The following is a 24,949-nucleotide window of genomic DNA, read 5'->3' on the forward strand; positions in this document are numbered from 1 at the left end:
AGTCTGAGTTTTTTAATAGGAGCATTAATTTTATTCAAAAAATCATGAAAAAGTATGAAGCAATTTTATGTACACTTGCGTTCGTATTTTCTCTCGGCTGTTTTGCTCAGAGCACAAACAGTGCCTCTGCTTCTCCAGCACCTGGAAAAACGACATTATTGACGGATAGTCTCCCTACAGATGATATGGTAATTCAATCGTATTATGTAGAAGAAAGAATAAATAAACTTTTTGGAGGTAGAATTATTACCTACCAAGTTTCAAAATTGGACATGGTCGATACTTACGATCTTGGTCCTAATAATACAAGAACCGTAATTCCGAATTACGTAAAAAGAAAACCTAAAGTTGCTCCAAATACAATAGAAACCAAAACGCTTGTTGCAAGTGCGAATACTTCTGTAGCGCCTATTAAGGTTGAAGTTACAGCTCCTGCGCCTTCAACTTCAAAATATATAACCGTTAATATGGTCGACACTTACGAAAAAGTGATTGATAAAGGGTATAAATCTGTCGATATGCTTAAAAAAGTAGCCGACCGTTTTTATTTTGAAGGCAATCTAACCGCAGCAGCGGGCTATTACACCCAATTATTTGACCAAGCCAAAGATTTGGATGTTATTTATTATTATAGATATGCTCAGTCTTTAAAAGCAATAAATGAAGATGAAAAAGCAAATACTTTGATGAAAAGGTTCAAGAGTGAAACTTTGAGTATGAAATAGGGTTTTTCTTTGTGTGTTTTTTTAACCGCAAAGTTCGCTAAGGTTATTTTTATTTTGAGATAAATCTAAAGATTAAGTTCGCAAAGCTTTGTTTATAAAGCTCTGCGAGCTTTTTTTGTGTGAAGTTTTTTTACCGCAAAGGGCGCTAAGGTTTACGCAAAGTTCGCTAAGGTTATTTTGAGATAAATCTAAAGATTAAGTTCGCAAAGCTTTGTATAAGACTTTGCGAATTTTTTGTTTTATCGACAGTTTGTCATCCTGAGGAACGAAGGATCACACTCGCATATCGACAAAGATTGGTAACCTTTGCGATCTCCTTTATAGATTCTTATTTAAGTCTCGAAAAAAAAACTCTTCGTGTCCTCTGCTTAAAAGCTTTGCGAGCTTTGCGTAAAACCCTTGCGCCCTTTGCGGTTAAATAAACAATCCTACATATTGGAATTTGGAATTTTAAAACTTTGAAATTTGAACAAAAAAAAAGACCATCATTTCTGATAGTCTTTTTTTTTTGCTCCCCCTCTTGGGCTCGAACCAAGGACCCTCTGATTAACAGTCAGATGCTCTAACCAACTGAGCTAAGGAGGAATCACCTTAAAAGGTTAATATGTTTGCTAAAAAAAGTTGCTCCCCCTCTTGGGCTCGAACCAAGGACCCTCTGATTAACAGTCAGATGCTCTAACCAACTGAGCTAAGGAGGAAAGTGTTGCTCTTTTTAGCGAGTGCAAATATAAAACTATTTTTAGTTTCTCAAAAACATTTCCACTCTTTTTTTGACTTTTTTTTACTTGCCTACAATGGCCTTATAAATGTCGTTACCATTAGCAAATAGTAGCAGTGAAATAAGTAAAACAAAACCAACCATTTGCGCATTCTCTAGGAATTTGTCGCTTGGTTTTTTGCCGCTAATAATTTCATACAATAAAAACATTACGTGTCCACCATCAAGAGCCGGAATTGGCAATAAATTCATAACGCCAAGCATAATTGACAATAAAGCTGTGATTGACCAGAAAACTTCCCAGCTCCAAGAACTAGGGAAAATGTTGTAAATCGCCGCAAAACCACCCACTTGTTTGTAAGCTTTAGTTTCAGGGTTAAAAATCATTTTCAATTGTTTTCCGTAACCTACTAATTGATCTTTTCCTTTTTCAAGACCAATCGGAATAGATTCGAAGAAGCCATATTCTTTTTTACTTACTTTATAGTAACCCAATTTTTCCAATGATTTTATATCTAAGTCACCAGGCATAACCTCTAATTTTCCTTTAGAACTAACTTTTATAGTAAGAGGTGTTTCTTTTAAATCACGTAAAACAACAGCAGGGATTGATTTTCCTTTGTTTGCTTCTAAAATTGTTTTTGCTTCATCAAAATATTTAACTTTTTGCCCATTAAGAGAAAGAATCAAGTCTTTTGCTTTTAAATTCTGATTAGGCGATTCTTCCGCAACTTTTCCAATAACAAAAGGTCTGCGGATATCGATAAGCATTCCTTTTTCTGTTTTAGAAAGCTGGTCAACAAAATCGGTCGGCATTGTAATAGTATGCTGTTTTCCGTCTCTTTCGATCAAAATATGTTTAGCCATGATCACATTCATGTTCATGTCGCTGTCAAAATTCTCTACAGCTTTACCATCTATAGAAATAATTTTATCACCCGTTTTAAAACCAGCTTTAAGCATAGCAGGATTTTCAATTGCAACACCGTCTTTTAAGTCAGCATTTGCAATATAAGTATCTCCGTAAGCAAATGCCATTCCGATATAGATAATAAAAGCCAGAATAAAGTTTACGGTAACACCGCCAAGCATAATAATTAAACGTTGCCAAGCCGGTTTAGTACGAAATTCCCAAGGCTGAGGAGGCAGAGCCATTTGCTCCTTGTCCATACTTTCGTCAATCATTCCAGAAATTTTCACATAACCCCCAAGCGGAAGCCATCCGATACCATATTCTGTTTCTCCGATTTTCTTTTTGAAAAGTGAATATTTAACATCAAAAAATAAATAAAATTTTTCGACTCTAGTTTTAAACAATTTAGCAGGGATAAAATGCCCTAATTCATGAAGAATAATAAGTAAAGATAAACTCAATAGAAATTGAGACAGTTTGATAACTATATCCATTTGTTGTTTTTAATTCGTATTTAACGCACAAAAGTAGCGTTTTCTATTTTAATATAAGTATGCAAGATAGTGTTTAAGATTTTAAATGTTTGTTAATAATTATATTAGTTTTTATTAAACAAAAATTTAAATCTCAATTCTTATTCTACTAGAATTAGTAACTCATTTAGTTAAAATGTTACAATTTGTCTTATTCTGATATTTTTAAAGCTTATTGGGTAGGTGTTTTTTAAAAATTCAATTCTAATTTTATTTTTCAAGGATATAAGGTTATTCTTAAATAGTTAACACAACTATTTTGAAATTCTTAAAGACTTTTTTGTTTTATTAATTTTTTTACAGTGAGAATATGAATTTTATTAAACAAATTGAAAGAATAAAAGAAATGCACAAATTAATTTCTGGAGAAAAAACAGGCTCTCCTCTAACATTTGCCAAAAGGTTATGTCTGAGCCGAAGCCAGTTTTATAACGAGCTAGACCTCATAAAAGAACTTGATGCTCCGGTAAAGTATTGTAAAAAAAGAGAAACCTTTTATTATGAAACTCCTTTTGAATTGGTAGTGATTTTTTCGCTAAAAACAATAAAAGATGATGAATCTAAAGAAATTTTTGGCGGTTCTAACTTCCGTCCAAGTTTATTGGACGGAACTCTGATAAGTTTGCTATAACAAAATACTTCTCGAGAAAATGAATTTTGTTGAAATTTATTAATTAACTATTTAAAAATTAACATTATGGAACTAACATTAGTGGGTTTAAAAGATTATGGTTTAGTTGAATTAAGCACTCAAGAGTCACAAGAAATAGAAGGTGGTATTGCACCTTTATTAGTATATGGAGGTGCATGGTGTGTAGGTTTTGCTGTGGGTTGTGCAATTGCATATTATTATTCTTAAAATCTTAAAAAAAAATAGAACATGATGAACTTAATTGAATTAAATGTTTCTCCATTATCAACTCAAGAGATGATTGATATTGATGGTGGTATAATGATTGGACTAGTTATAGTTTGTTTTGCCGCAGGTATGGCTTGCGCGTTATTGCTTTAATTTATGGGGTGGCATCATATGATGCCACCTTTAAATATTTATATCCTTATGTATAGTTTATTGTTTAATTTAAGATTTGGTGGAAAAAATATTCTTCAAAAAATATTAGTTGATGATTCTATTGTCCTCGTATTTTTTGAAGATAAAAAAAGTATTTACATAAAAAAGGTTGATAAGATATATTCAATAAATTCAGAAACACAACATTTATCTTCAATTGATTTTTCAAATTTTCAAAAGCAGAACGATAATATGTCTAAAAGAATTGGTTTTTTAAACAGTGTAAAAGAAATAAATCCAGAAAATATTTTTGACTATGAGTCTTATCTATACCACTATTTCAATGAAGATAATACCTTTAATTGTACAATAAAAACTATTTATGATATTGATTTTATTAATACAGCCTATAGTGATTACTTTAATTTCAATATGAAAAATCAATTGATGAGTGTTTCATTTGATAAAAATGAAATTTTGGCATATAATAAAACTGAAATAAATTTTAATCACATAAATCAAACTGTTGAAACAGAATTAATGTCAATTGAAAAAATTAAAATTCCACAGGAGTTATTAGAAATTAGAAATTATAAAATCATAGAAAATGAAAGAAATCTCTATTGATTCTAAAAAAGTGCAAATTTTAGGAATGCTAATAAGTGTACCGATTGTTTTGTTTTTTCTATTTGTTTTGTATTTCACATGGAATGAGGTTTTTGCAACGAATTTGAAAGCAGTAAAGCAAACCTTACAAGTTTTTGACAATAAAAAACTAAATGTACTTTTAATTTTATTGGTTCCAAATTTAATTATTTGCGTAGGTATACTTGTACATGAAATTATACATGGAATTTTTATGGCACTTTTTTCAAAAAAAGGATGGCAATCTGTAAAATTTGGTTTCATTAAGAAATATTTAATGCCTTTTGCAAATTGTACGGAACCGTTAGAATCCAAGAAAATGTTAGTTGTTGCACTTGCACCATTTTTTATTCTTGGATTATTGCCTTCAATTTATGGATTTCTTTATAATGATTTGACTTTCTTATTTATTGGCTTTTCGATGACTTTAGGTGCAGTCGGAGATTTTATCTACGCTTATTTAATATTAAAAGCGGGTTTAAATCATAAATTATTAGATCATAAGAGCAAAGTCGGTTTTATGATTATAGATTAAAATGAAATAAAGTGATCGAGGAAAAAAGAAGAATATCTGTTTTTAATGGTAGCAAGGAAGAAGCAATGATTTTAAAAATACTATTAGAAAGTTTCTCTATTCAGGTTTTTGAAGATTCTTCATCAATGTCTGTGTTTAATCCATGGGGGGTGGTTGGAGATTTGAGTGCTGTTAAATTAATTGTACAAGAAGGAGATAGTCAAAAGGCACAAAAAATTATTAATGATTTTAATTTGGGAATTTTTGATAAGGTGTAATTGCCCAGTGGACTTCAAATGTTTTTTGGAAAAAAAATGAAAAGCTTTTACTTCCGTCCAAGTTTGTTAGACGGAACACCAATAAGTTTACGATAATAAAAGAAGGAAAATAATTAAAATTAAAAGTGTTTTTTATGAGATCATCTAAAATTTTAACAAGGATACAAATTGGAATACTTATAACTGTTTCATTTTATTTGTTTGGATATGCTATAGGTTATTGTTTCGGATAATCTTTATTTCTAGTAACTATATTCTCTTCTCTTTTTAGGGAAGAGAATTTTAAGTGAAATTATTTTCTTTCAACACTAAGCTTAATTAAAAAAAATAAAACTCTACAAGGGTTGTTAGAAATTATAAAGTAGCCCATCTAGCAAGAAATAGAAATAGAATGTTTTCCCATTGTTTGTACAAATTTTTAATTAATCGAAAAATATAAAAATGAAGAAAATAGCAAATCGGCTTGCGCTATATGCGCACGAGAATTCTAACGAATTTATATCTTATCTTTTTATTATAGTTTTTATTTTATTCTGCTTAGGGTTTTATTTTGGTAGGGTTATGGCTAGATGAGATAAAACTTATATTTTTTTAAATTTAAAAACATTCTCAAATAAAGGTTTTAAATATGGCTATTTTATGAAAAAGAAACTTCTCTTTCTTTTAGGAATGATATATTTCATTACAATTGTTATTTTAAGAAAATACCCCGAAAATCATATGTGTTCTTTTTTAACAGGCGTTTCTTGTGCACTAACGGTAGTGTTTTTTATGTATCTAGTTGATAAAAAACAAAATATTAAAAATAAATAGCTATGAATTTTTCTAAAGGATTTTTAAAAGAAGACCCCTTTCTTAAAATTGTTTTATTGATAGTTGCACTATCATTTTTATTGTATTGGGCAGGTTATGTGTGTGGCAAGATCGCATATTATATATGTCATTAACTATTTAAAACTATTCTCTTTCAAAAGAAATAGAATAGTTTCCCAGATAAAAAAAATATGCATTTCAGTTCAGATCCAATAAACACACTTGAAAATCTTATTTCAAAAAACAAAACAAGGAGTTTCTCCATTTATCTGATAATTCTTTTGGCTATCATAGCTTTGCTGTTATTGTTGCCAGTAATTAAAGTAGACATTAGCAGTCAAAGTAGAGGAATAATTCGCAGTAAAACAGATAATGTTCCAGTTGCAACAATTGTTAGCGGAAGAGTTAATTGGATAGCTTTAAAAAATAACGCTTTTGTAAAAAAAGGAGACACATTAATAAAAATCTCTAAAGAAAATCTGGAAAGCGACAAAAGAACTCAAGATGTATTGTCGAGTTCGGTTTCTTTATTGCTAAGCGATATTAATAATTTACTGCAGAATCAAACACAAAATTTGCTTACTTCTACAGCACGTGAAGATTTACTAAAATTTCAATCAGGAAAGAACGAACTGCAAAGCAAAATTTCGCAAGCGCAAAATAATTATGACCGCAATAAAATTCTTTTTGATAAAGATATTATTGCTAAAGCAGATTTTGAAAAACTTGAATACGAATTACGGTTAAACAAACAAGCCTTGCAAAGTTTTGTAAGCCAACAAAAAGCAGCTTGGGAAAATCAGAAAAGAGATTTAGAAGAACGATTGAAAAATCTTAACGGAACTGTTGCAAAAATAAACGTTGAATCAAATAATTATTTTGTTTTGGCTCCTATTTCAGGAACTGTAGAAAACTTTTCTGGTATTCAAAAAGGATCTTTTATAAATGCATCGCAATCTATTGCAACAATTTCTTCTCCAGATCACCTTATTGTTGAGAATAATGTTTCTCCAAATGATATTGGTTTAATTAAGAAAAATCAAAAAGTAAAATTTCAATTGGATGCTTTCAATTATAACCAATGGGGTTTGTTGGAAGGGAAAGTGATTGATATTGACCATAATATAACAATACAGGGAGAACAGGCTTTTTTTAAGGTACGCTGTTCATTAAATTCTAATACTTTACATCTAAAATCAGGCTACAAAACCGATGTTTCAAAAGGAATGACCTTAACTACAAGATATATAATTACACGCCGAAGTTTATTTGATTTGTTATTTGATAAAATAGACAATTGGCTAAACCCAAAACAATTATCAGCTAAAAAATAAATGGCTTCAATAAAAATAAAACAACATGATATTAAAGATTGTGGTGCTGCTTGTCTGGCTTCTATCGGAAATCATTTCAAAGTTAATCTTCCCATAGCAAGAATACGTCAGTATGCCAATACAGATAAACGCGGTACAAATGTTCTTGGAATAATTGAAGCTGCTGAGAAAATGGGCTTTACAGCAAAAGGCGTAAAAGGAGGCTTAGATGCCTTAGATAAAATTCCGCTTCCAGCTATTGCACATATTATAACAAAAGAGCAGTATCAACATTATCTAGTTATTTACAAAGTTGAAAAATCTGCGATTACGGTTATGGATCCAGGTTTTGGTAAAATGGAAACATATACTTTTGAAGAATTTCAAAAAATCTGGACGGGCGTTTTAATTCTTTTTGCACCAAATGAAGATTTTAAAACATTAGATGAAAAAACTTCACCTTTAAAGAGGTTTTGGAATTTAATCCAGCCACACAAAACTATTTTAATTCAGGCACTAATTGGTGCTATTGTATTTACAGTTTTAGGATTGGCAATGTCTATTTATATCCAAAAAATAACAGACTATGTTCTGGTTGATGGCAATAGAAATTTGCTTAATTTATTAAGTGTTTCTATGATCGCGATTATTCTCCTTCAAGCATATATTGGCTCAAAGAAAAGCATTTTTGTCATGAAAATGGGGCAATTAATTGATGCTAAATTAATTCTTGGGTACTATAAGCATCTTCTACATCTTCCGCAACGATTTTTTGATACTATGCAAATTGGAGAAATCACATCTAGAATAAATGATGCAGTAAAAATTCGATCTTTCATAAATGAAACTGCAATCGAAATGATTGTAAATGTTTTTATTGTCATCTTTTCTTTTGCATTAATGTTTACCTATTATTGGAAATTGGCTTTGGTCATTGTTTTAGTTATTCCGTTTTATGTTTTAATTTATTTTCTGCTTAATAAATTCAATAAAAAGGTTGAAAGAAACATAATGGAGAATGCTGCAGAACTGCAGACACAATTGGTTGAAAGCATTACGCATGTTAGAACTGTAAAAGAATTTGGAATTGAAGAATTTTCAAATCTAAAAACCGAAAACAAATTTGTAAAACTATTATTTATAACATATAAATCTGGTCTAAATGGCATTTTTGCCACAACATCGACACAGTTTTTGGCATCTGTATTTACTGTAATCTTAATGTGGATTGGTTCAGGTTATGTAATTGACAGGGCAATTACTCCTGGAGAATTGTTTTCCTTTTATGCGTTAATCGGTTATTTTACTTCGCCTGTGGCATCCTTAATTAATATGAATAAAACAGCGCAAAATGCTCTGATTGCTGCTGACAGACTTTTTGAAATTATGGATTTAGAAAGAGAGGAAACAGAGAACAAGATTGAATTAACAAAAGAAAATTTGGGAGATATAAAATTTGAAAATGTTTCTTTTCGATATGGGTCTCGTACAGAAGTTTTTAAGAATTTTAATGCTGTATTTAAAAAAAATCAAACGACAGCGATTGTCGGTGAAAGCGGTAGCGGGAAAACTACTTTGATTTCGCTTTTGCAAAATCTTTATCCAATAAAAGAAGGTAAAATTAATATTGGAGATATTGATCTTCAGTTTGTTCATTACAAAAGTTTAAGAGAAATTGTTGGTGTTATTCCCCAACAGCTTAATTTGTTTTCTGGAAATATTATAGAAAACATAGCTTTAGGGGAATCTTTTCCAAATATTCAGAGAATTTTAGACCTTTCAAAACAACTTGGAATTTATGAATTTGTTGAAAAATTACCGAACGGATTTGAAACACAAATTGGTGAAAACGGAGCAATGCTTTCGGGCGGACAAAAGCAAAGAATTGCAATTGCACGTGCATTGTACAAAAATCCTGAAATATTATTAATGGATGAGGCAACAGCATCATTAGATACTAACTCTGAACAAATTGTAAAAGAAGTGATTGATAATTTTAAATCCTCAGGAAAAACCATAATTGTCATTGCACATCGCCTAAGTACAATAGCCAATGCAGACACTATCTTAGTTATGAAAAATGGGTCAATTGTGGAGTCAGGAAATCATTTTGATTTATTGGAACAGAAAACAGAATATTATAATTTATGGAATAAGCAGAATTTCGTTTAATCTAAGACTTGAAAATTGGAGATTATTAAAAGAAAATTTTGATATTTTGACTTTTTGACTTCCGTCCAAGTTTATTGGACGGAAGTCTGATAAGTTTGTTGTAACAAAAATGTTCTCGAGAAAAATGATTTTTGTTGAAATTTATTAATTAACGTTTTTAAAATTTATCATTTATGGAATCAGCAGTAGTGAATTTAGAAGAATTGAATTTAGTAGAACTAAATGTTCAAGAAGAGCAAGAAATTGAAGGAGGGTTTTTACCTTTAGCAGTTGTAGTTGCTTGGTATTTAATAGGGCCTTATGGTACACATAAAGCATATTAAATTAAAAAAATCCCAAGCGCGTACGACTTGGGATTTTTTATAAAAAACAAATAAATTTCTGAAAAATATTGATAACAATCTTACATTATTTGTTTCTAATTCGGTTTAGAAAATTAGTAGCTAAAGATGATAGCTTGGCTGTGTTTATCCTTATACTTAGTTATATTGGGGGAGCATTTTTAATTTATGTAAACTTTGAGTCTTTTAAAAATTATATTCCTTTTCTTTTTTTAGAAGTGGTGATTTATCATTTACAAAGGTCAGATTTGGAGCTTTTAAAAATGAAGAGAAATTATAAAGTAATCTTATTCATAGAATATGCAATCTATTCATTTCCATTTTATTTGGTGCTTTTATTAAAGAAAGAGTTCGTTTTTATTGTAATAATTATTTTATTTAAAATAGTTTTAATCAATTTGCCTACAATTAGTCTGAAAATCATTAAATATCCCTTTAATACCTTTAATATTTATTGGCATATTTCTTTTAGAAAATATAAGCTTATTTATATTCTTCCGATATTGATTGTTGTTACTTTTATGGCAGTAAATAGTAATAATGAAAATCTTTTATATGCTGTATTTTTAGTTTTATCTTTGATAGCATGTATTCCATCATTTGAAAGAGAGAAAAAGGAAGAGATAAAATACAATCCATTTAGCGCTAAAAAATATTTAAGATTTCAATTTAAAAATTCAATTGCCAATACTTTTTGCTTGGTATTTCCAATAGCAATATCATTGTGTTTTTTGTTACAGTGGGAAAAAATGGTATTCTTGATTTTAGTATTTATAGCACCTCTTTTTAATTTGCTTTTAAAGTATATCTATTTTAATAATAGTTTGCTACAACAGATTTTCTTTGTCATTTTTATTATAACAAGCATACTTTTTTTTGGAGTTCCATTTTTAGCAACACCTTTTATGTATAAAATAGCGATCAAGAACTTAAATGAATTCAAAACATGTTGAAGATTATTATAAATCATAAAAAATATAAGGATAGAACGATATTAGAAAATATTAATATTTCTATTGATTGCCCTGGAATTTATGGAGTTATTGGTAAAAATGGCCAAGGTAAAACGACACTTTTTAAATGTATGTTGAGTTTAGAAAGTTTCAACGGAAATTGTTTTATCAATGAGGAAAAGGTGGTCTTGAAAAATGCTGGTTGGGTTCCAACAGAACCTCCAATTTATGGAGAACTTACTGCCGAAGAATTTTATGATTTCTATGCTCATCTATTGGATGTGAAAATAAAAAATAACAATCGAATATTTGAAGTTCCAAATAATCAGTTAATACGAGAATTCTCCACCGGGATGAAAAAGAAAACGTATCTGAATGCCGTTTTTCAAAAAGAATTTCCAATCTATATTTTGGATGAACCTTTTAACGGACTTGATTTAGAATCAAATTATTTGTTGATGAATCATATTAGAACACTCTCTCAAAAGAGTATAGTTTTAATTTCCTCTCATATTTTAGAAATTCTATATAAAGATTGCGATAAAATCTTTCTGCTAAAGAATAAAAGCATTTTTAAGTTCGAAAAAGAAAAGTATTCAAAAATTGAGAAAGAATTGTTTTTATTATAAATTGAGGGAAGAAATTATACTTTTAAATGTTTGTTAATTAATAAACATTTCAATTTCTCGTTTTAACAAGATGCCGTAACTTTACTTTTTAAACACTGCCTTATTCAATTGGTAGTATAAAATCACTAAAAGTTACAAGTCTATGGCTACGAAATTATTTTCTCCTCTCACCATAAAAAAAATCACTTTAAAAAATAGAATCGCAATCTCGCCAATGTGCCAGTATTCTGCAATAGACGGATTTGCAAACGATTGGCATCTTGTTCATTTAGGAAGCCGTGCCACAGGTGGCGCTGGACTAATTATTCAAGAAGCAACCGCGGTTTCTCCAGAAGCTCGAATTTCGCCTATAGATCTCGGAATTTGGAAAGATGAGCATATCGAAAAACTAAAACAAATCAATGCGTTTATTGTTTCTCAAAATTCTATTCCTGGAATTCAATTAGCGCATGCGGGAAGAAAAGCAAGTGTTTCGGCTCCGTGGTTGGGGAATAAGAAATTAGGTTTCGCTCAAGACGGATGGCAGACTGTAGCGCCAAGCGCGATTCCATATCATGAAAATGAACCATTTCTTCCGGAAGCATTGGACAAAAACGGAATTCAAAAAGTGATCTCCGATTTTAAAACCGCGACAAAAAGAGTGGTTGAAGCAGGATATAAGGTTGTAGAAATCCATGCGGCTCATGGTTATTTATTGCATCAGTTTTTATCCCCTCTTACAAACGTGAGAACAGACGAATATGGAGGAAGTTTCGAAAATAGAATTCGTTTTACATTAGAAATTGTAGAAGCGGTTCAGTCGGAATGGCCTTCAGATTTGCCATTAATTGTTAGAATCTCCGCAACCGATTGGGCAGAAAATGGTTGGAATCCAGAAGAATCTGTACAACTTTCTAAAATATTAAAAGAAAAAGGAGTAGATTTAATAGATGTTTCGTCAGGCGGATTGGTTTCGCATCAAAAAATAACATTAGGGCCAGGTTATCAAGTTCCTTTTGCAGAAAAAGTAAAAAAAGAAGCGAATATTGCAACAGGAGCAGTGGGGTTAATTACGGAAGCCAAACAAGCCGAAGAAATTTTAAATAGGAATCAAGCCGATTTAATTTTATTTGCCAGAGAGTCTTTAAGAAATCCGAATTTGCCTTTAGATTTCGCTAAAGCATTAAACGACGATATTCAATGGCCAAAACAATACGAAAGAGCTAAACTTTAAATTTATTTAGCCACAGATTTTAAGGATTAAAAGGATTCTTTTTTGCCACAAAAAAAAATCTGTGAAAATCATTTTAATCTGTGGCGTACAAAAAAAAATACCAATGCAGAAGATAAAAACAGCATTATTATCATACGGAATGTCGGGGAAAGTTTTCCACGCTCCGTTTTTGGATATTCACGAAGGATTTGAATTATTAGGTTCTTGGGAAAGAAGCAAAAAATTAATTCAAGAAGATTATCCATACGTAAAAAGTTACGCTTCGCTAGACGAATTATTAAAAGATGACGTCGATCTGGTAATTGTAAATACGCCAGTTGGAACGCATTACGAATACGCTAAAAAAGTGCTTTTGGCAGGAAAACATGCCGTGGTCGAAAAAGCATTTACCACAACGGCGGCCGAAGCAAAAGAATTGGCCAAAATTGCCAAAGAAAATGATTTAAAATTGGCTGTTTTCCAGAATAGAAGATGGGACAGCGATTTTAAAACCGTAAAAAAAGTAATCAATGATGGCGTTTTGGGAGATTTGGTCGAAGCCGAATTTCATTTCGACAGATACAATCCATTGTTAAGTCCAAAAGCACATAAAGAAACTGCCAATGACGGGGCTGGAGTTTTAAAAGATTTAGGTCCGCATATTATAGATCAGGCGATAAGCCTGTTTGGCTGTCCGAAAGCTGTTTTTGGAGACATTCGCGTAACCAGAGAAAACTCTGTTGTAGATGATTGGATCGATTTGACTTTGTTTTATTCTAATTTTAGAGTACGATTAAAAGCTGGTTTCTTTGTTCGTGAGGCCAATCCAGCTTATGTCTTGCATGGAAAAAAAGGTTCTTTCTTAAAGCCTCGTGGAGACGTTCAGGAAGACGAATTGAAAATTGGCAAAAAGCCAAATTTAGATTCTTGGGGAACAGAAGATGAAAGCTTGCAAGGGCTTTTGCATACCGAAATAGACGGTAAAATTGTGAGAGAAAAAATTCCTACGCTTCAAGGCAATTATTTCAGTTTCTTTGATGGTGTTTACGACTCGATTGCAAATGATAAAAAAGAACCCGTTACCGCAGATGAAGGCGTAAAAGTAATGCAGGTTATAGAAGCCGCAATTGCGAGCAACGCACAGCAAAAAGTAATAGGCATATCATAAAACATTCCGTAGGAATGTCTGATCGGTAGAATGCACAATAAAAAGTAATAGGCATATCATAAAAACATTCCGTAGGAATGTCTCGTCGGTAGTAGAAAAATTATTTCTTGCCGTATTTTACGTTCCGGAGGAACGTTTGATGCATTAAATGATTAAAATGAAGCCAAAATCAGACGTTCCTCCGGAACGTAAATGTGGGGGGCATTATTTTTTTCTACCGACGAAATGTTCCTACGGAACAACTAAATGTATTTGAAAAAAGGAGCGTCACAAAAAAATGGAGAATGCTCCTTTTTTGCGTATATAAAAAATTGAACCAAATTCTAATTCTACTAAACCCGAAAAATTGTAATTTTAATAAGCTAAATTCAAATGAAAACCTTTGAATTTATAAACAATAACGTTGTATATTGTGCATAACCGTAGGTTTTGTACACTTTGACGAGCGTTTTTAGTATTTTTGACAACATTCCAATACAATTCAATATGCTGATAAACATTAATCCATTATCGCTTTTTCAGACCAAGGCAAAAATCAAGAAAGTATTTAGAGAAGCCAAAGCTTCGTATTTAAATCGCATTCGTTTTGCTGTCGGAATGTTTTATTTCGGAATGGGTTTGAGTTTTGCCACATGGGCGAGTAGAATTCCAGATATCAAAACGGCTTTGCATTTAACAGAAGGCGATTTGGGTTCTATACTTTTTGCACTTCCTGTTGGTCAATTGGTTATTATGCCTTTTTCGGGCAAAATGGTTACCAAATTTGGAAGCCATCGCATTTTGATTTTCTCCTTAATAATGTATGTTTTATGCCTTATCAATTTAGGTTTGGCAACAACAGCATTGCAATTATCCCTCGGATTATTTTTGTTTGGTCTTTTCGGAAACCTAGCCAATATTGCCGTAAACACACAAGGGGTCTATACCGAAGTTTTGTTCAAAAAAACAATCATGTCTTCGTTTCATGGAATGTGGAGTTTTGCCGGATTTACTGGTGCGCTGGTGGGTTTAGGAATGCTGGCTTTAAAATTAAGTCCGCTGCATCATTTTATTATTGTAGCCGGAATTGTTTTATTGATGGTGGCATTTAACTTTAAATTTTTGGTAAGAGCCAAAGAAAAAAAGAAACCAAAAGAAGAAGGCAAAAAGCTATTTGTAAAACCAGATACAGCTTTGCTTTGGTTAGGCGTTATCGGATTCTGCAGTATGGCCAGTGAAGGTGTTATGTTTGACTGGAGTGGCGTTTATTTTAAAGATATTGTAAAAGCGCCAGGACCATTGGTAGTTTTAGGTTATACTTCTTTTATGATTATGATGGCTAGCGGACGATTTCTTGGCGACGGATTAATAAATAAATTTGGACGCGAACGCGTCATGCAGATTAGCGGTGTTATGATTTCGGCTGGACTTTTTACAGCGGTCTTTCTTCCTTATATCATTCCGTGTACGATTGCCTTTATGTTTGTAGGTCTGGGCGTTGCAACGATTGTTCCTACCGTATATAGCATTGCAGGGAAAAACCCAACTGTTCCAGCAGGCGAAGCTTTAACGATTGTATCTAGCGTAAGTTTCTTAGGTTTCTTAATGGGACCACCAGTAATTGGACATATTGCGCAAAGTTTCGGACTGCAGTTTTCTTTTGCCTTTATCGGAATTTTTGGCGTTCTGATTGCCTTTATGGTTTCTAAAATTAGAAATTAAGATCAACAACTTTTGACTAACATTTATTAAAAACGAATAAAATTTGTAAGAATTTATTTGTTTTTAAATATTTTGTCTATATTTGAAATCAAGCAATAGCTTGAGTTTTTAAAACGCTCTTTTTCCAAAAAACAATTTTATCTTTTGAATAAGAGGATTTCGATCCTAAGATTATTTTTTCAAAGTAAATTGGATTTTTTAAATGGTAAAAAAGTACGCTATCTTCTTTTTCGTATGTTTTCTTAATTTCGCTTTTTCGCAGAAAGAGATTACGGTAACAGGAATTGTTATTGATGCCCGAACTCAGAATCCACTCGAAAATGTAGTGGTGACGATACAGAACACGGCTGTGATGCAGCTTACGTCAAAGTCGGGAAAATTTGAACTTCATATATTTCCCCAAAAAGAACAATTACTTTTACTAAGAAGCCAAGGATACAAAGATTTTCTTTTGAAAGTAAAGTCCAATGCCGGACAGAATATTAATCTCGGAATATTACAATTAGAAGATACGTATTCGGATGAGGTTCCTGCTGCATTGATTACTTTATCAGATAGCGATTTTTCTGATGACAACAGTTCGTCTGAAATGACTTCGGGACTTTTGCAATCATCAAGAGATGCTTTTATGCAGGCAGCGGCTTTCAATTGGGGACAAGCTCGATTTCGTGTTCGTGGTTTAGACAGCGAAAATGCAATCACAATGCTCAACGGAATGGCCATGAACAAAATCTATGATGGCAGACCACAATGGAGCAATTGGGGAGGTCTAAATAATGTGCTTCGCAATCAGGAATTTTCGGTTGGAACAGCAGCTTCCAATTATACTTTTGGGGGTATTTTGGGTACACAGCAGATTTTTACACGCGCTTCTTTGTATAGAAAAGGAGCATCGCTCACGTTTTCTGGAAGCAATACTACTTACTTGTGGCGAGCAATCGGAACTTATGCCTCAGGAATGAATGCTTCTGGGTGGGCTTTTGTGGTTTCGGCAGGAAAGCGTTGGGCTGATGAAGGTTATTTTGAAGGCACAAATTTCGATGCTGATTCTTTTTTTCTTAGTGTTGAAAAGAAATTAAACAAAAGGAATTCAATCAATTTTACAGGGTTTTATACACCAAATTCGCGCGGAAAGAATTCAGCCAATACCAATGAAGTTACCGATTTAATGGGTGAAAAATACAATTCGTATTGGGGATACCAGAATGGTAAAAAGCGAAATGCTAAAATGAAGAATGTAGAGGAGCCGCTCCTTATGCTCAATCATTATTTTAAAATTGATGATAAAACCAGTTTGAATTCGGGAATAATGTATCAGTTTGGGAAAGTTGGAAACACCAATATCGATTATCAAAATGCCGATAGTCCAGATCCTGTTTATTACAAAAAAATGCCAAGTTATTTTAGTTCGCTTTATGCAAAAGATGAAGGTGAGTTTTCGGGTGAATTTACTCCAGATTATGAAAATGCAGAAAAAAGCAAAATCGCATTTTTAGCCAATCCGCAGATTAATTGGAACGAAATGTATTTTGCCAATCAAAAAATAGAACAGAGTAGTTATGTACCTGCGCAGAGCCATTACGTGCTTTATGAAGACAGAACAGATGATGGAACTTTAGCAGTAAATTCAAATCTGAATACACAGATAACTCCTAATATTTCTTTTGATGGCGGATTTATCTTTAAGAAATTAAAATCGCATAATTTTCAGTATTTGCTGGATCTTCTTGGCGGAGCCTATTTTGAAGATATAGATCCGTTTTACAAAGGAAATCTTTCGCAATCAGATTTGCTGCATCCAAATCGCCAAATTGGAGTAGGAGATATTTACGGATACAATTACAATTTATTGGCTAATACTTTAGATGTTTTCACGCAGTTTAAATTTAGTTATAATAAAACAGAATTCTTCTTGACACAATCTTATTCGATGACAGATTATCAGAGAGAAGGATTGTATCAAAACGGATTGTATCCGACAAATTCATTGGGAAAAAGTGAGAAAGTAAATTTTGAGAATTTCGGTTTCAAAGGCGGTTTCACTTATAAAATTTCAGGAAAACAATTGTTGTTTTTTAATGCCGCACATTTTACAAGAGCGCCTTCTCTGCGGAATACTTTTTCAAATTCACGTTTGAATAATAATGCCGTAGACGGAATTGAAAGTGAAAATATCAGCAGCGCTGAGGCTAATTATGTATATCGTTCAGCAAAACTCAAATTACGCTTAACAGCCTATTATACAGCAATTAAAAATACTTCCAGAACTTCTTATTTCTATGCTGAAGGTATTTTTGACAATGGTTCTGGTTATGATTCGACAAATGCATTTGTCAGCCAAACTCTGACCAACTTGGATAAGAAAAATACAGGAGCAGAATTAAGTTTTGAATATCAAATTTGGCCAACATTAAAAACAACTTTATCGGCAGCATTCGGGAATTACATCTATCGCAGCAATCCGGATGTAATGATTGTAAACGATGCCAATAGGGCAAAAGAAGGAGCACAAAGCACTTTTGATTTTGGGCCAGCTTATTTAAAGAATTACAAACAGCCGGGAACTCCTCAGCAAGCCTATTCATTTGGAATAGAATACCGCGATCCAAAGTTTTGGTGGATTGGAGCTAACATTAATTATTTAGCTGAAAGTTATATCGATGTTTCGCCAATTTCTAGAACATCTCAATTTTACATCAATCCGGCAAATGGTTTTCCTTTTCCTGAGGCAACTTCCGAAAGAGGGAATGAATTGCTAAAACAAGAAAAATTTAAACCTGTCATGTTGCTGAATTTTAACGGAGGCAAATCTTGGCGTATTCATAAAAAATATGTGGGACTTTTTGCCAGTGTCAATAATGTTTTGGATTTAATATATAAAACAGGCGGTTTTGAACAGGCAAGAAATGCCAATTTTAGAGCATTGAATCAAGATGTTTCAAGCGGAACACCATCTTTCGGTCCGAAATATTATTATGGCTATGGCCGAACTTATTTTCTAAATCTTACAATCGGTTTATAAACTGAAAATTTATTTCTCATGAAAAAACTAATTTTGCTTTTTATCTTATCACTATTATATGCTTGCAGTAAAGAAGTTGAAACACCAGAGTTAAAATGTAATCAACCCAATTTTACTGTAAATAAAAGCGTAGAAAAAGTCTATGAGCTTTCGGGTACAACAGCGAAACAATATTTGTATGACGACATTATTGAAGCTTACGTAGTTTCGAGCGACGAAGGAGGCAATTTTTTTAAGACTATTTCATTGCAGACCAAAGAAACTGAAAAAGCGTCAGCAATTGGTTTCAGCGTGCCTATTGATGCCACAAATACTTATATAGATTTCCGAGTGGGAAATAAAGTGTTTGTAAAACTTAAAAATCAATTTACAGATTTGTATTACGGCGGTTTAAGAATTGGGAGTTTGTATGTGAGTAATGCTGGTGATCCAACAATTGGCAGAATTTCCCAAAACGAATATAAAAATGTATTAAACGCTTCGTGCACAAATATAGACGAGAACCAGTTGGTTAAATCACTTTCTGTGGAAGAAGCGCTTTCGGATTCTAAGCTAAATACTTTGATAGAATTAAAAGATGTGGAATTTACCGAAGCCGCATTAGGACGCCATTATTTTGAAGAATCTAATAATGTTGGAGGTTCAACAAACTGGTATTTGAGAGACAAAACAGGAAATCAGATTATTTTTAGAACCAGTAGTTATGCAAAATTTGCAGATCATGCTGTACCGGAAGGAAGCGGAAAAGTGAAAGGAATTCTAACCAAATTTGGTACAGATTATCAATTTATGGTTCGATACGAAAGTGATATTGTGATGAATGGAAAAAGAAATACTCCATTTTTTTCAGAAGACTTTCAGTCGGTTAAAAACAATGTCAATTTTGCGCTTCCAGGCTGGAGTAATATTGTAGAAAAAGCAACAAAACTCTGGAAAAGTATGGTATATTCTGGTAATGGTTATGCAGAATTCAATACAACAAGCACAACTGCAGCCGAGAACGTGGCTTGGCTTGTTTCGCCTAAAATAAATCTAACAGGATATAAAAATGCAGTGCTTTCTTTTAGAAGTGCACAACACGATTTGAAAATTGATTCTCCGTTAAATACGCTCGAGATTTACGTTTCAACTAATTTTGATGGCGCAAGCGTGACCAAAGCAAAATGGACAAAATTGGAAGCAAAGGTTCCAACACTTTCAACTCCTGCGCGTGAGTTTATAAATTCGGGAGGAATAGATCTTTCAGCTTATTCTGGAAACATCAATATTGCTTTTAAATACATCGGATCTGGAAAGGACAAAACATTAAATGGTGCTTTTATGGTTGATGATATTAAGATATTTGGTGAAAAGTAAGCGGTATTTTGTAAAAAGAAAATTAATAGGCTGAATTTTAGAGTATTATTGAAAAGTTTGTAGTTTTTGTATTTCAAATTGTTAAAATTTAATTGAATTTTGTATTTTGGTCGTCCCAAATCAATACAAAAACAAATATGAGAACCTACTTTATTGCCATCTTATTGATGGTGTTTCCTTTCTTGATGCACAGTCAAGATAATGTTAAGCTAAAGCAGATCAACATTGTAAAAACAAATTACCAGAACTCTAAAGACGGCGAAATTGTTAACAAAACAATGGTTTTTAAAGATGGTAAGCTTCAAACAATAACCACTTCAGATGTTGTACAGCATTTTTATTACAACAAGAATGGATTGCTGGATATGACGGTAAAAGATAAAGTGGGAAGCGACTGGAAAGAAGTAATCAATTACACTTACGATGCTGACAACAACATTACCAAATTTGTAAAAAAATACCAGGAAGGACCAAATTACATTACCAAAACTGTTTCATTTGTTTATGAGGGAGCAAGAGTAAAAGTAACAACAAAAAAGAGTACGAATCATCAGAATTTAGTAGATGATATTGAATATCTTGTTGAAAACGGAATTATTGTAAGACGTACGTCACGCGATAGAAACAAGGCTATCATTGGCAAATTAGAATACGTTTATGTAAACGATAATGTGTCAAGACATAAGGGATTGGTTGGAGATAAAATCTCTAAATCATTTACTTATGATGATAAAAAATCGGTTGATCAATTAATCGTTCAAAGTCTTTTTGGGGATAATTACAAAGTAATTGTTCCTATGATTTCATATCACGAAGAAGAGTTTGAGTTTGAATCAATTTCTTATAATAATGAAGTTAATTTCAGCCCATCATCTACAGCATTAGTTGCAATAAGCAGAAAATACAAATACAACAAATTAAACTATCCGATTTCTTGCTCTCAGATAGAAGAAAACGGAATTGTGAAAACGGAAAAAACGTTTATTTACGAATAAGGGTTTTAAACTTAGACCATTCATTTGAAAAGTGGAACTTTAGTTGAGTTTATCTTAACGGGTTCCATTTTTTTTGTAATGTATTCTTCTAAATATAAATGTAAAAACAAAATTGTATAATTGATTGTAGCTGACAAATGATTAAATTTGCACCTTATTCAAGACTATGTTAGAAAAAGAAGTTATAAATTTTGAGAGAACAGTAATTGTTGGTATTGTCACTCAGAATCAAAGTGAAGAAAAACTAAATGAATATTTAGACGAATTGGAGTTTTTGACTTTTACCGCGGGAGGTGAAGTTATTAAACGCTTTTCGCAAAAAATGGAACGCCCTAATCCGAAAACTTTTGTGGGTACGGGAAAAATTGATGACATCAATCTTTTTGTAAAAGAAAACAAAATATCGACTGTAATTTTTGATGATGAATTAACGCCATCACAGCAGAAAAACATTTCAAGAATTATTGACTGCAAGATCTTAGATAGAACCAACTTGATTCTAGACATTTTTGCGCAAAGAGCCGAAACTTCATATGCAAGAACTCAGGTAGAATTGGCGCAATGTCAATATTTGCTTCCGAGACTTTCTGGTTTATGGACACACCTTGAGCGTCAAAAAGGAGGGATTGGTATGCGTGGACCTGGAGAAACAGAGATTGAAACCGATAGACGTATTGTGCGCGATCGAATTTCGTTATTGAAAGATAAAATCAAAACGATCGACAAACAAATGAGCATTCAACGAAGCAACCGTGGAGCTATGGTTCGTGTAGCTCTTGTTGGATATACCAACGTTGGAAAATCGACTTTGATGAATGCAATTGGTAAAAGTGATGTTTTTGTTGAGAATAAATTGTTTGCAACTTTAGATACAACAGTTAGAAAAGTAGTGATTAAAAATCTTCCTTTTTTACTTTCTGATACAGTTGGATTTATTCGAAAACTTCCAACACAATTAGTCGATTCGTTTAAAAGTACGTTAGATGAGGTTCGTGAAGCCGATTTATTGCTTCATGTGGTAGACATTTCGCATCCAGATTTTGAAGATCATATCGAGTCTGTAAATAAGACTTTGCAAGAGATAAAAAGCAACGACAAGCCAACTATTATGGTTTTTAATAAAATCGATGCTTACAAACATCTTACCATTGATGAAGATGATTTGATTACAGAAAGAACCAGAAAACACTGGACACTTGACGAGTGGAAACAAACTTGGATGAGTAATGTAGGTCAGGACAAAGCATTATTTATTTCTGCTAGAAATAAAGAGAATTTTGAAGAATTTAGAGAAACGGTTTATGAAGCCGTTCGCCAAATCCATATTACGCGTTTTCCTTACAACAATTTCTTATATCCAGATTACAAGGATGCAGTTGAAAAAGAAGATGAGGAATAAAATAGAAACGGCTTATGAGAAATCAAAAGCCGTTTTTTTATAATAAAATTGATGTTGAACTGTCGAATTCAAAACCTTATAATTTGGTTCTGAAAATTAAAAACCAAAATTAATTCCTAGCCCAAATACTTCTCTGGTTTGAAAACCCTGAAAAGCATTGTCATCATATATGGTCTGGAAAGAAAAATTGGCCGATAGAAATTTATTTACTTTCATGACAATGTTTAGCGAATAATTAATATCGACGTTTTGAGGATCTTCCAAGTAATTTGAATATAAATTTAGAGTGTTTTCGGCAGTTACATTAGTCATAATGGCCAATTTGTAATAAACAGAAGCATAGAATCCGAGTTCGTAACGCATGCTTTTATTGGCATCGACTCCAAAATAATATCCGTCGGGATAAGGCAGGCCTGTAGCTGGATCAATAGCAGAGGTATACGCTTTGTCTACAAAGGTGAATTTTGAGGTTAGCGGTGCAAAGTTTATTTTAAGATTTTCATCTTTGGACCAATAAATACCAGGACCAGTAGTTAGATAACCAGGAGACATGAATTTGGTGTTTTCGGTTCTGATTTCTTTTCCATTTTCATCTTGGCCATAAATGTATCCGGTTGTAAACTGCGTTCTGAAGTTTAAGAAATAAGAGTAATACCATTCTCCAAATGCTCTTTTTCCAACTATTGAATTGAATTCAAATCTATCGTCTGTTTTTTTCTCGAAGTCGGCATTTTTAGTTTGCAATAGACCGTAGTACGCGAGAACTTTATTATCCCAAGTTAAATCGTCTTTTTTGTAATTGAAGTCGTAATTGATTCCTAGTGTTCCAGAAAAGCTATCTTCACCTCCAGCAATCCAATTATTGAAACTGGACTGATTTAATAAAAGCGACACGGTTCCTTTTGCTTTCCAGCCTTCTTTTTCAATTGTGTCATTGATTTTTTTTACGGCTTTTTCGGTGTTTTGCGCTAGTTCTTTTTCTGTGTTTTGGGCTTGTACAAATGTGAAATTTACTAAAATGAAAAGTAATAGGGTTAGCTTTCTCATGGTCTTTAGTTTAGAAGTGTATTACCAAATATACTAAAAACCAATGGAAAGTTAAGGTTTGCTGCATTGTTATTGCAGGTTATTTCTTAGATTCTTTGTATAAAGGCACTGCCGAACATGCTTCGCCATACATAATGCTTCGGGCAAATGGCTGTAAATAATTAGTAGCCAAAATGTAAGCACGCATAGGAACTGGCTTTCTAGAACAGCCTTTTACAATAACCGGTTTGCCTTTGTATACAGAATAATCTATTTTGCTTAAAAGCTCTTCATAAAGGCTAGCGTCAAGATCTTCTATAGTTCCGTTTACTACTTTTTTGGCAAAAGGAGCCAAATGAACACCAACTAAAATTAATGCCCAAGCCGGAATAATAGCGTCTGTACTGCAATACACAGCAACATATTGATCTTGATATTGAGACCAATCGTGGTTTTTAAGGTGCTCTCTAAAGTCTTTTTCTTTCAATAAAAATCCTTCCAAAAGCCATTGTGAAATGTCAATCTGCACGTGCATTCCTTTTGGGTAATAATCCTCAAGATCAAAAACTTCTAAAGCACTATTGGCAACTTTATTGATGATTTCTTCCATTTCCTTTTAGTTTTCAGTCACAGTTTTCAGCCGCAGTTGAGCACTGAGACTGAGACTGCAAGCTGTATACTTTTTTAAAGCATTCCTAATTCTAATTTAGCTTCTTCGCTCATTAAATCTTTGCTCCAAGGTGGATCAAAAGTAATTTCAACGTCTACATCTTTAATGTTTTCGATTGCTTTTACCTTTTCTTCTACTTCTCTTGGCAAACTTTCTGCAACTGGGCAGTTTGGAGAGGTAAGCGTCATAAGGATTTTTACTTCGTAATCTGTGTTTACCATTACGTCGTAGATTAATCCTAATTCGTAAATATCTACAGGAATCTCAGGATCGTAAATGCCTTTTAAAACTCTTACGATTGATTCTCCTAATTCGTTTGTGTCTATTTCTTGTTCCATTTTTTTGGTTTTTTTACCATATAAGTAATATAAGTTCATTTAAAGCAAAACTTAAATTTTCTTGTATTGACTATGTGGTTTAATAAATTTATTTTTATTCTTCTAGCCAGCGATATAGATCGTTGACATATGTTTTTTGACCTTCGTGATAAATATTTGTTACATTAAAATTTATCATTAATCCTATTGGTGACTCCAGAAGTTTCATATAAGACATTAATTTAGCAACATGAATTGGAATTATATGATCGACTGCTTTTAGTTCAAGAACTAAACAATTCTCTATAAATAGATCGCATCTTAAATCTGATTCTAATTGCAAACCTTTATATTCAACAGGAATTTTCAATTCGGATTCAAAATTAATTCCTCTTATAGAAAGTTCTTTAATCATGCACTGATGATATATGCTTTCTAAAAGCCCTGCTCCAATTTTTCTATGAACTTCAATCGCCGCTCCATTTACCTTGTAAATTAAATCAGTCAAATATTTCTTTGTAATCATTGTTTTTTTGGCAATAAC

Annotated in this window: 24 protein-coding genes and 2 tRNA genes; 19 read left to right on the top strand and 7 right to left on the bottom strand. The window is 32.4% G+C overall.

All coding sequences use genetic code 11. The features are described 5' to 3' along the window. Window positions 1-44 precede the first annotated feature (44 nt). Window positions 45-725 (top strand): hypothetical protein, encoded by a 681-nt coding sequence (locus GR162_RS00760; RefSeq protein WP_160780625.1) that lies wholly within the window; start codon window positions 45-47, stop codon window positions 723-725. Window positions 726-1,236: 511 nt separating this feature from the next. On the opposite strand, the gene GR162_RS00765 is transcribed toward GR162_RS00760, so the two are convergent. The 3 genes from GR162_RS00765 to rseP form a co-directional block, all read right to left on the bottom strand. Beyond that, window positions 1,237-1,310 (bottom strand) — tRNA-Asn (locus tag GR162_RS00765). Window positions 1,311-1,349: 39 nt separating this feature from the next. Then, window positions 1,350-1,423 (bottom strand) — tRNA-Asn (locus GR162_RS00770). Between the two features lie 83 nt (window positions 1,424-1,506). Continuing rightward, the gene (gene rseP, locus GR162_RS00775; protein ID WP_160780626.1) at window positions 1,507-2,850 is read right to left on the bottom strand and encodes an RIP metalloprotease RseP; all 1,344 of its coding nucleotides are present in this window, start codon (window positions 2,848-2,850) and stop codon (window positions 1,507-1,509) included. A 349-nt stretch (window positions 2,851-3,199) separates the two neighbouring features. On the opposite strand from rseP, the gene GR162_RS00780 reads away from it, so the two are divergent. From GR162_RS00780 to hflX, 18 genes are all read left to right on the top strand, one after another. Next, window positions 3,200-3,520, top strand: coding sequence for a hypothetical protein (locus GR162_RS00780; RefSeq protein WP_237421267.1), 321 nt, complete (start codon window positions 3,200-3,202; stop codon window positions 3,518-3,520). 66 nt (window positions 3,521-3,586) lie between these two features. Continuing rightward, complete coding sequence (locus GR162_RS00785) at window positions 3,587-3,748, top strand: class IIb bacteriocin, lactobin A/cerein 7B family (protein WP_160780627.1); 162 nt, start codon at window positions 3,587-3,589, stop codon at window positions 3,746-3,748. Between the two features lie 21 nt (window positions 3,749-3,769). After that, window positions 3,770-3,901 carry a class IIb bacteriocin, lactobin A/cerein 7B family gene (locus tag GR162_RS00790; protein ID WP_160780628.1) on the top strand — a complete coding sequence of 44 codons (132 nt, stop codon included), beginning with the start codon at window positions 3,770-3,772 and terminating at the stop codon, window positions 3,899-3,901. Between the two features lie 48 nt (window positions 3,902-3,949). Then, window positions 3,950-4,528, top strand: a complete 579-nt coding sequence (locus GR162_RS00795; RefSeq protein WP_160780629.1) for a hypothetical protein — start codon at window positions 3,950-3,952, stop codon at window positions 4,526-4,528. Further along, window positions 4,509-5,081 carry a DUF3267 domain-containing protein gene (locus GR162_RS00800; protein WP_160780630.1) on the top strand — a complete coding sequence of 191 codons (573 nt, stop codon included), beginning with the start codon at window positions 4,509-4,511 and terminating at the stop codon, window positions 5,079-5,081. The genes GR162_RS00795 and GR162_RS00800 overlap by 20 nt, the downstream gene beginning before the upstream one ends. Window positions 5,082-5,092: 11 nt before the next feature. Further along, window positions 5,093-5,338 (top strand): hypothetical protein, encoded by a 246-nt coding sequence (locus tag GR162_RS00805; protein WP_160780631.1) that lies wholly within the window; start codon window positions 5,093-5,095, stop codon window positions 5,336-5,338. A 1,004-nt stretch (window positions 5,339-6,342) separates the two neighbouring features. Continuing rightward, window positions 6,343-7,485, top strand: a complete 1,143-nt coding sequence (locus GR162_RS00810; RefSeq protein ID WP_160780632.1) for an HlyD family secretion protein — start codon at window positions 6,343-6,345, stop codon at window positions 7,483-7,485. Further along, window positions 7,486-9,636, top strand: a complete 2,151-nt coding sequence (locus GR162_RS00815) for a peptidase domain-containing ABC transporter (protein ID WP_160780633.1) — start codon at window positions 7,486-7,488, stop codon at window positions 9,634-9,636. A gap of 173 nt (window positions 9,637-9,809) precedes the next feature. Then, window positions 9,810-9,959, top strand: coding sequence for a class IIb bacteriocin, lactobin A/cerein 7B family (locus tag GR162_RS00820; RefSeq protein ID WP_202393885.1), 150 nt, complete (start codon window positions 9,810-9,812; stop codon window positions 9,957-9,959). Window positions 9,960-10,027: 68 nt separating this feature from the next. Continuing rightward, window positions 10,028-10,930, top strand: a complete 903-nt coding sequence (locus tag GR162_RS00825) for a hypothetical protein (protein WP_160780634.1) — start codon at window positions 10,028-10,030, stop codon at window positions 10,928-10,930. Next, window positions 10,924-11,559: an ATP-binding cassette domain-containing protein gene (locus tag GR162_RS00830; protein ID WP_160780635.1), complete on the top strand. Its 636-nt coding sequence runs from the start codon at window positions 10,924-10,926 to the stop codon at window positions 11,557-11,559. The genes GR162_RS00825 and GR162_RS00830 overlap by 7 nt, the downstream gene beginning before the upstream one ends. Window positions 11,560-11,701: 142 nt before the next feature. Then, window positions 11,702-12,772: an NADH:flavin oxidoreductase/NADH oxidase gene (locus tag GR162_RS00835; protein ID WP_160780636.1), complete on the top strand. Its 1,071-nt coding sequence runs from the start codon at window positions 11,702-11,704 to the stop codon at window positions 12,770-12,772. A 103-nt stretch (window positions 12,773-12,875) separates the two neighbouring features. After that, a complete protein-coding gene (locus tag GR162_RS00840; RefSeq protein WP_160780637.1) occupies window positions 12,876-13,919 on the top strand; it encodes a Gfo/Idh/MocA family oxidoreductase in 1,044 nt (347 codons plus the stop codon). Window positions 13,920-14,405: 486 nt separating this feature from the next. Then, window positions 14,406-15,620 (top strand): MFS transporter, encoded by a 1,215-nt coding sequence (locus GR162_RS00845; RefSeq protein WP_160780638.1) that lies wholly within the window; start codon window positions 14,406-14,408, stop codon window positions 15,618-15,620. Between the two features lie 202 nt (window positions 15,621-15,822). Further along, window positions 15,823-18,642: a TonB-dependent receptor gene (locus GR162_RS00850; protein WP_160780639.1), complete on the top strand. Its 2,820-nt coding sequence runs from the start codon at window positions 15,823-15,825 to the stop codon at window positions 18,640-18,642. 18 nt (window positions 18,643-18,660) lie between these two features. Continuing rightward, window positions 18,661-19,998, top strand: a complete 1,338-nt coding sequence (locus tag GR162_RS00855) for a DUF5689 domain-containing protein (protein WP_160780640.1) — start codon at window positions 18,661-18,663, stop codon at window positions 19,996-19,998. Between the two features lie 137 nt (window positions 19,999-20,135). Continuing rightward, window positions 20,136-20,993, top strand: a complete 858-nt coding sequence (locus GR162_RS00860) for a hypothetical protein (RefSeq protein ID WP_160780641.1) — start codon at window positions 20,136-20,138, stop codon at window positions 20,991-20,993. Window positions 20,994-21,159: 166 nt separating this feature from the next. Next, window positions 21,160-22,392, top strand: coding sequence for a GTPase HflX (gene hflX / locus GR162_RS00865; protein ID WP_160780642.1), 1,233 nt, complete (start codon window positions 21,160-21,162; stop codon window positions 22,390-22,392). A 96-nt stretch (window positions 22,393-22,488) separates the two neighbouring features. Here the strand turns inward: hflX and GR162_RS00870 are convergent, their stop codons facing one another. The 4 genes from GR162_RS00870 to GR162_RS00885 all read right to left on the bottom strand — a co-directional run bounded on the left by GR162_RS00870 (window position 22,489) and on the right by GR162_RS00885 (window position 24,931). Further along, a complete protein-coding gene (locus GR162_RS00870; RefSeq protein WP_160780643.1) occupies window positions 22,489-23,439 on the bottom strand; it encodes a DUF3078 domain-containing protein in 951 nt (316 codons plus the stop codon). A gap of 79 nt (window positions 23,440-23,518) precedes the next feature. Then, window positions 23,519-24,028 (bottom strand): DUF2480 family protein, encoded by a 510-nt coding sequence (locus GR162_RS00875; RefSeq protein WP_160780644.1) that lies wholly within the window; start codon window positions 24,026-24,028, stop codon window positions 23,519-23,521. Window positions 24,029-24,102: 74 nt separating this feature from the next. Beyond that, a complete protein-coding gene (locus GR162_RS00880; RefSeq protein ID WP_008466058.1) occupies window positions 24,103-24,426 on the bottom strand; it encodes an SUF system Fe-S cluster assembly protein in 324 nt (107 codons plus the stop codon). A 94-nt stretch (window positions 24,427-24,520) separates the two neighbouring features. After that, window positions 24,521-24,931 (bottom strand): GxxExxY protein, encoded by a 411-nt coding sequence (locus tag GR162_RS00885; RefSeq protein ID WP_160780645.1) that lies wholly within the window; start codon window positions 24,929-24,931, stop codon window positions 24,521-24,523. Between the last annotated feature and the right edge of the window lie 18 nt (window positions 24,932-24,949).

This window comes from Flavobacterium sp. HBTb2-11-1 (genome assembly GCF_009826975.1).
Taxonomy (GTDB): domain Bacteria; phylum Bacteroidota; class Bacteroidia; order Flavobacteriales; family Flavobacteriaceae; genus Flavobacterium.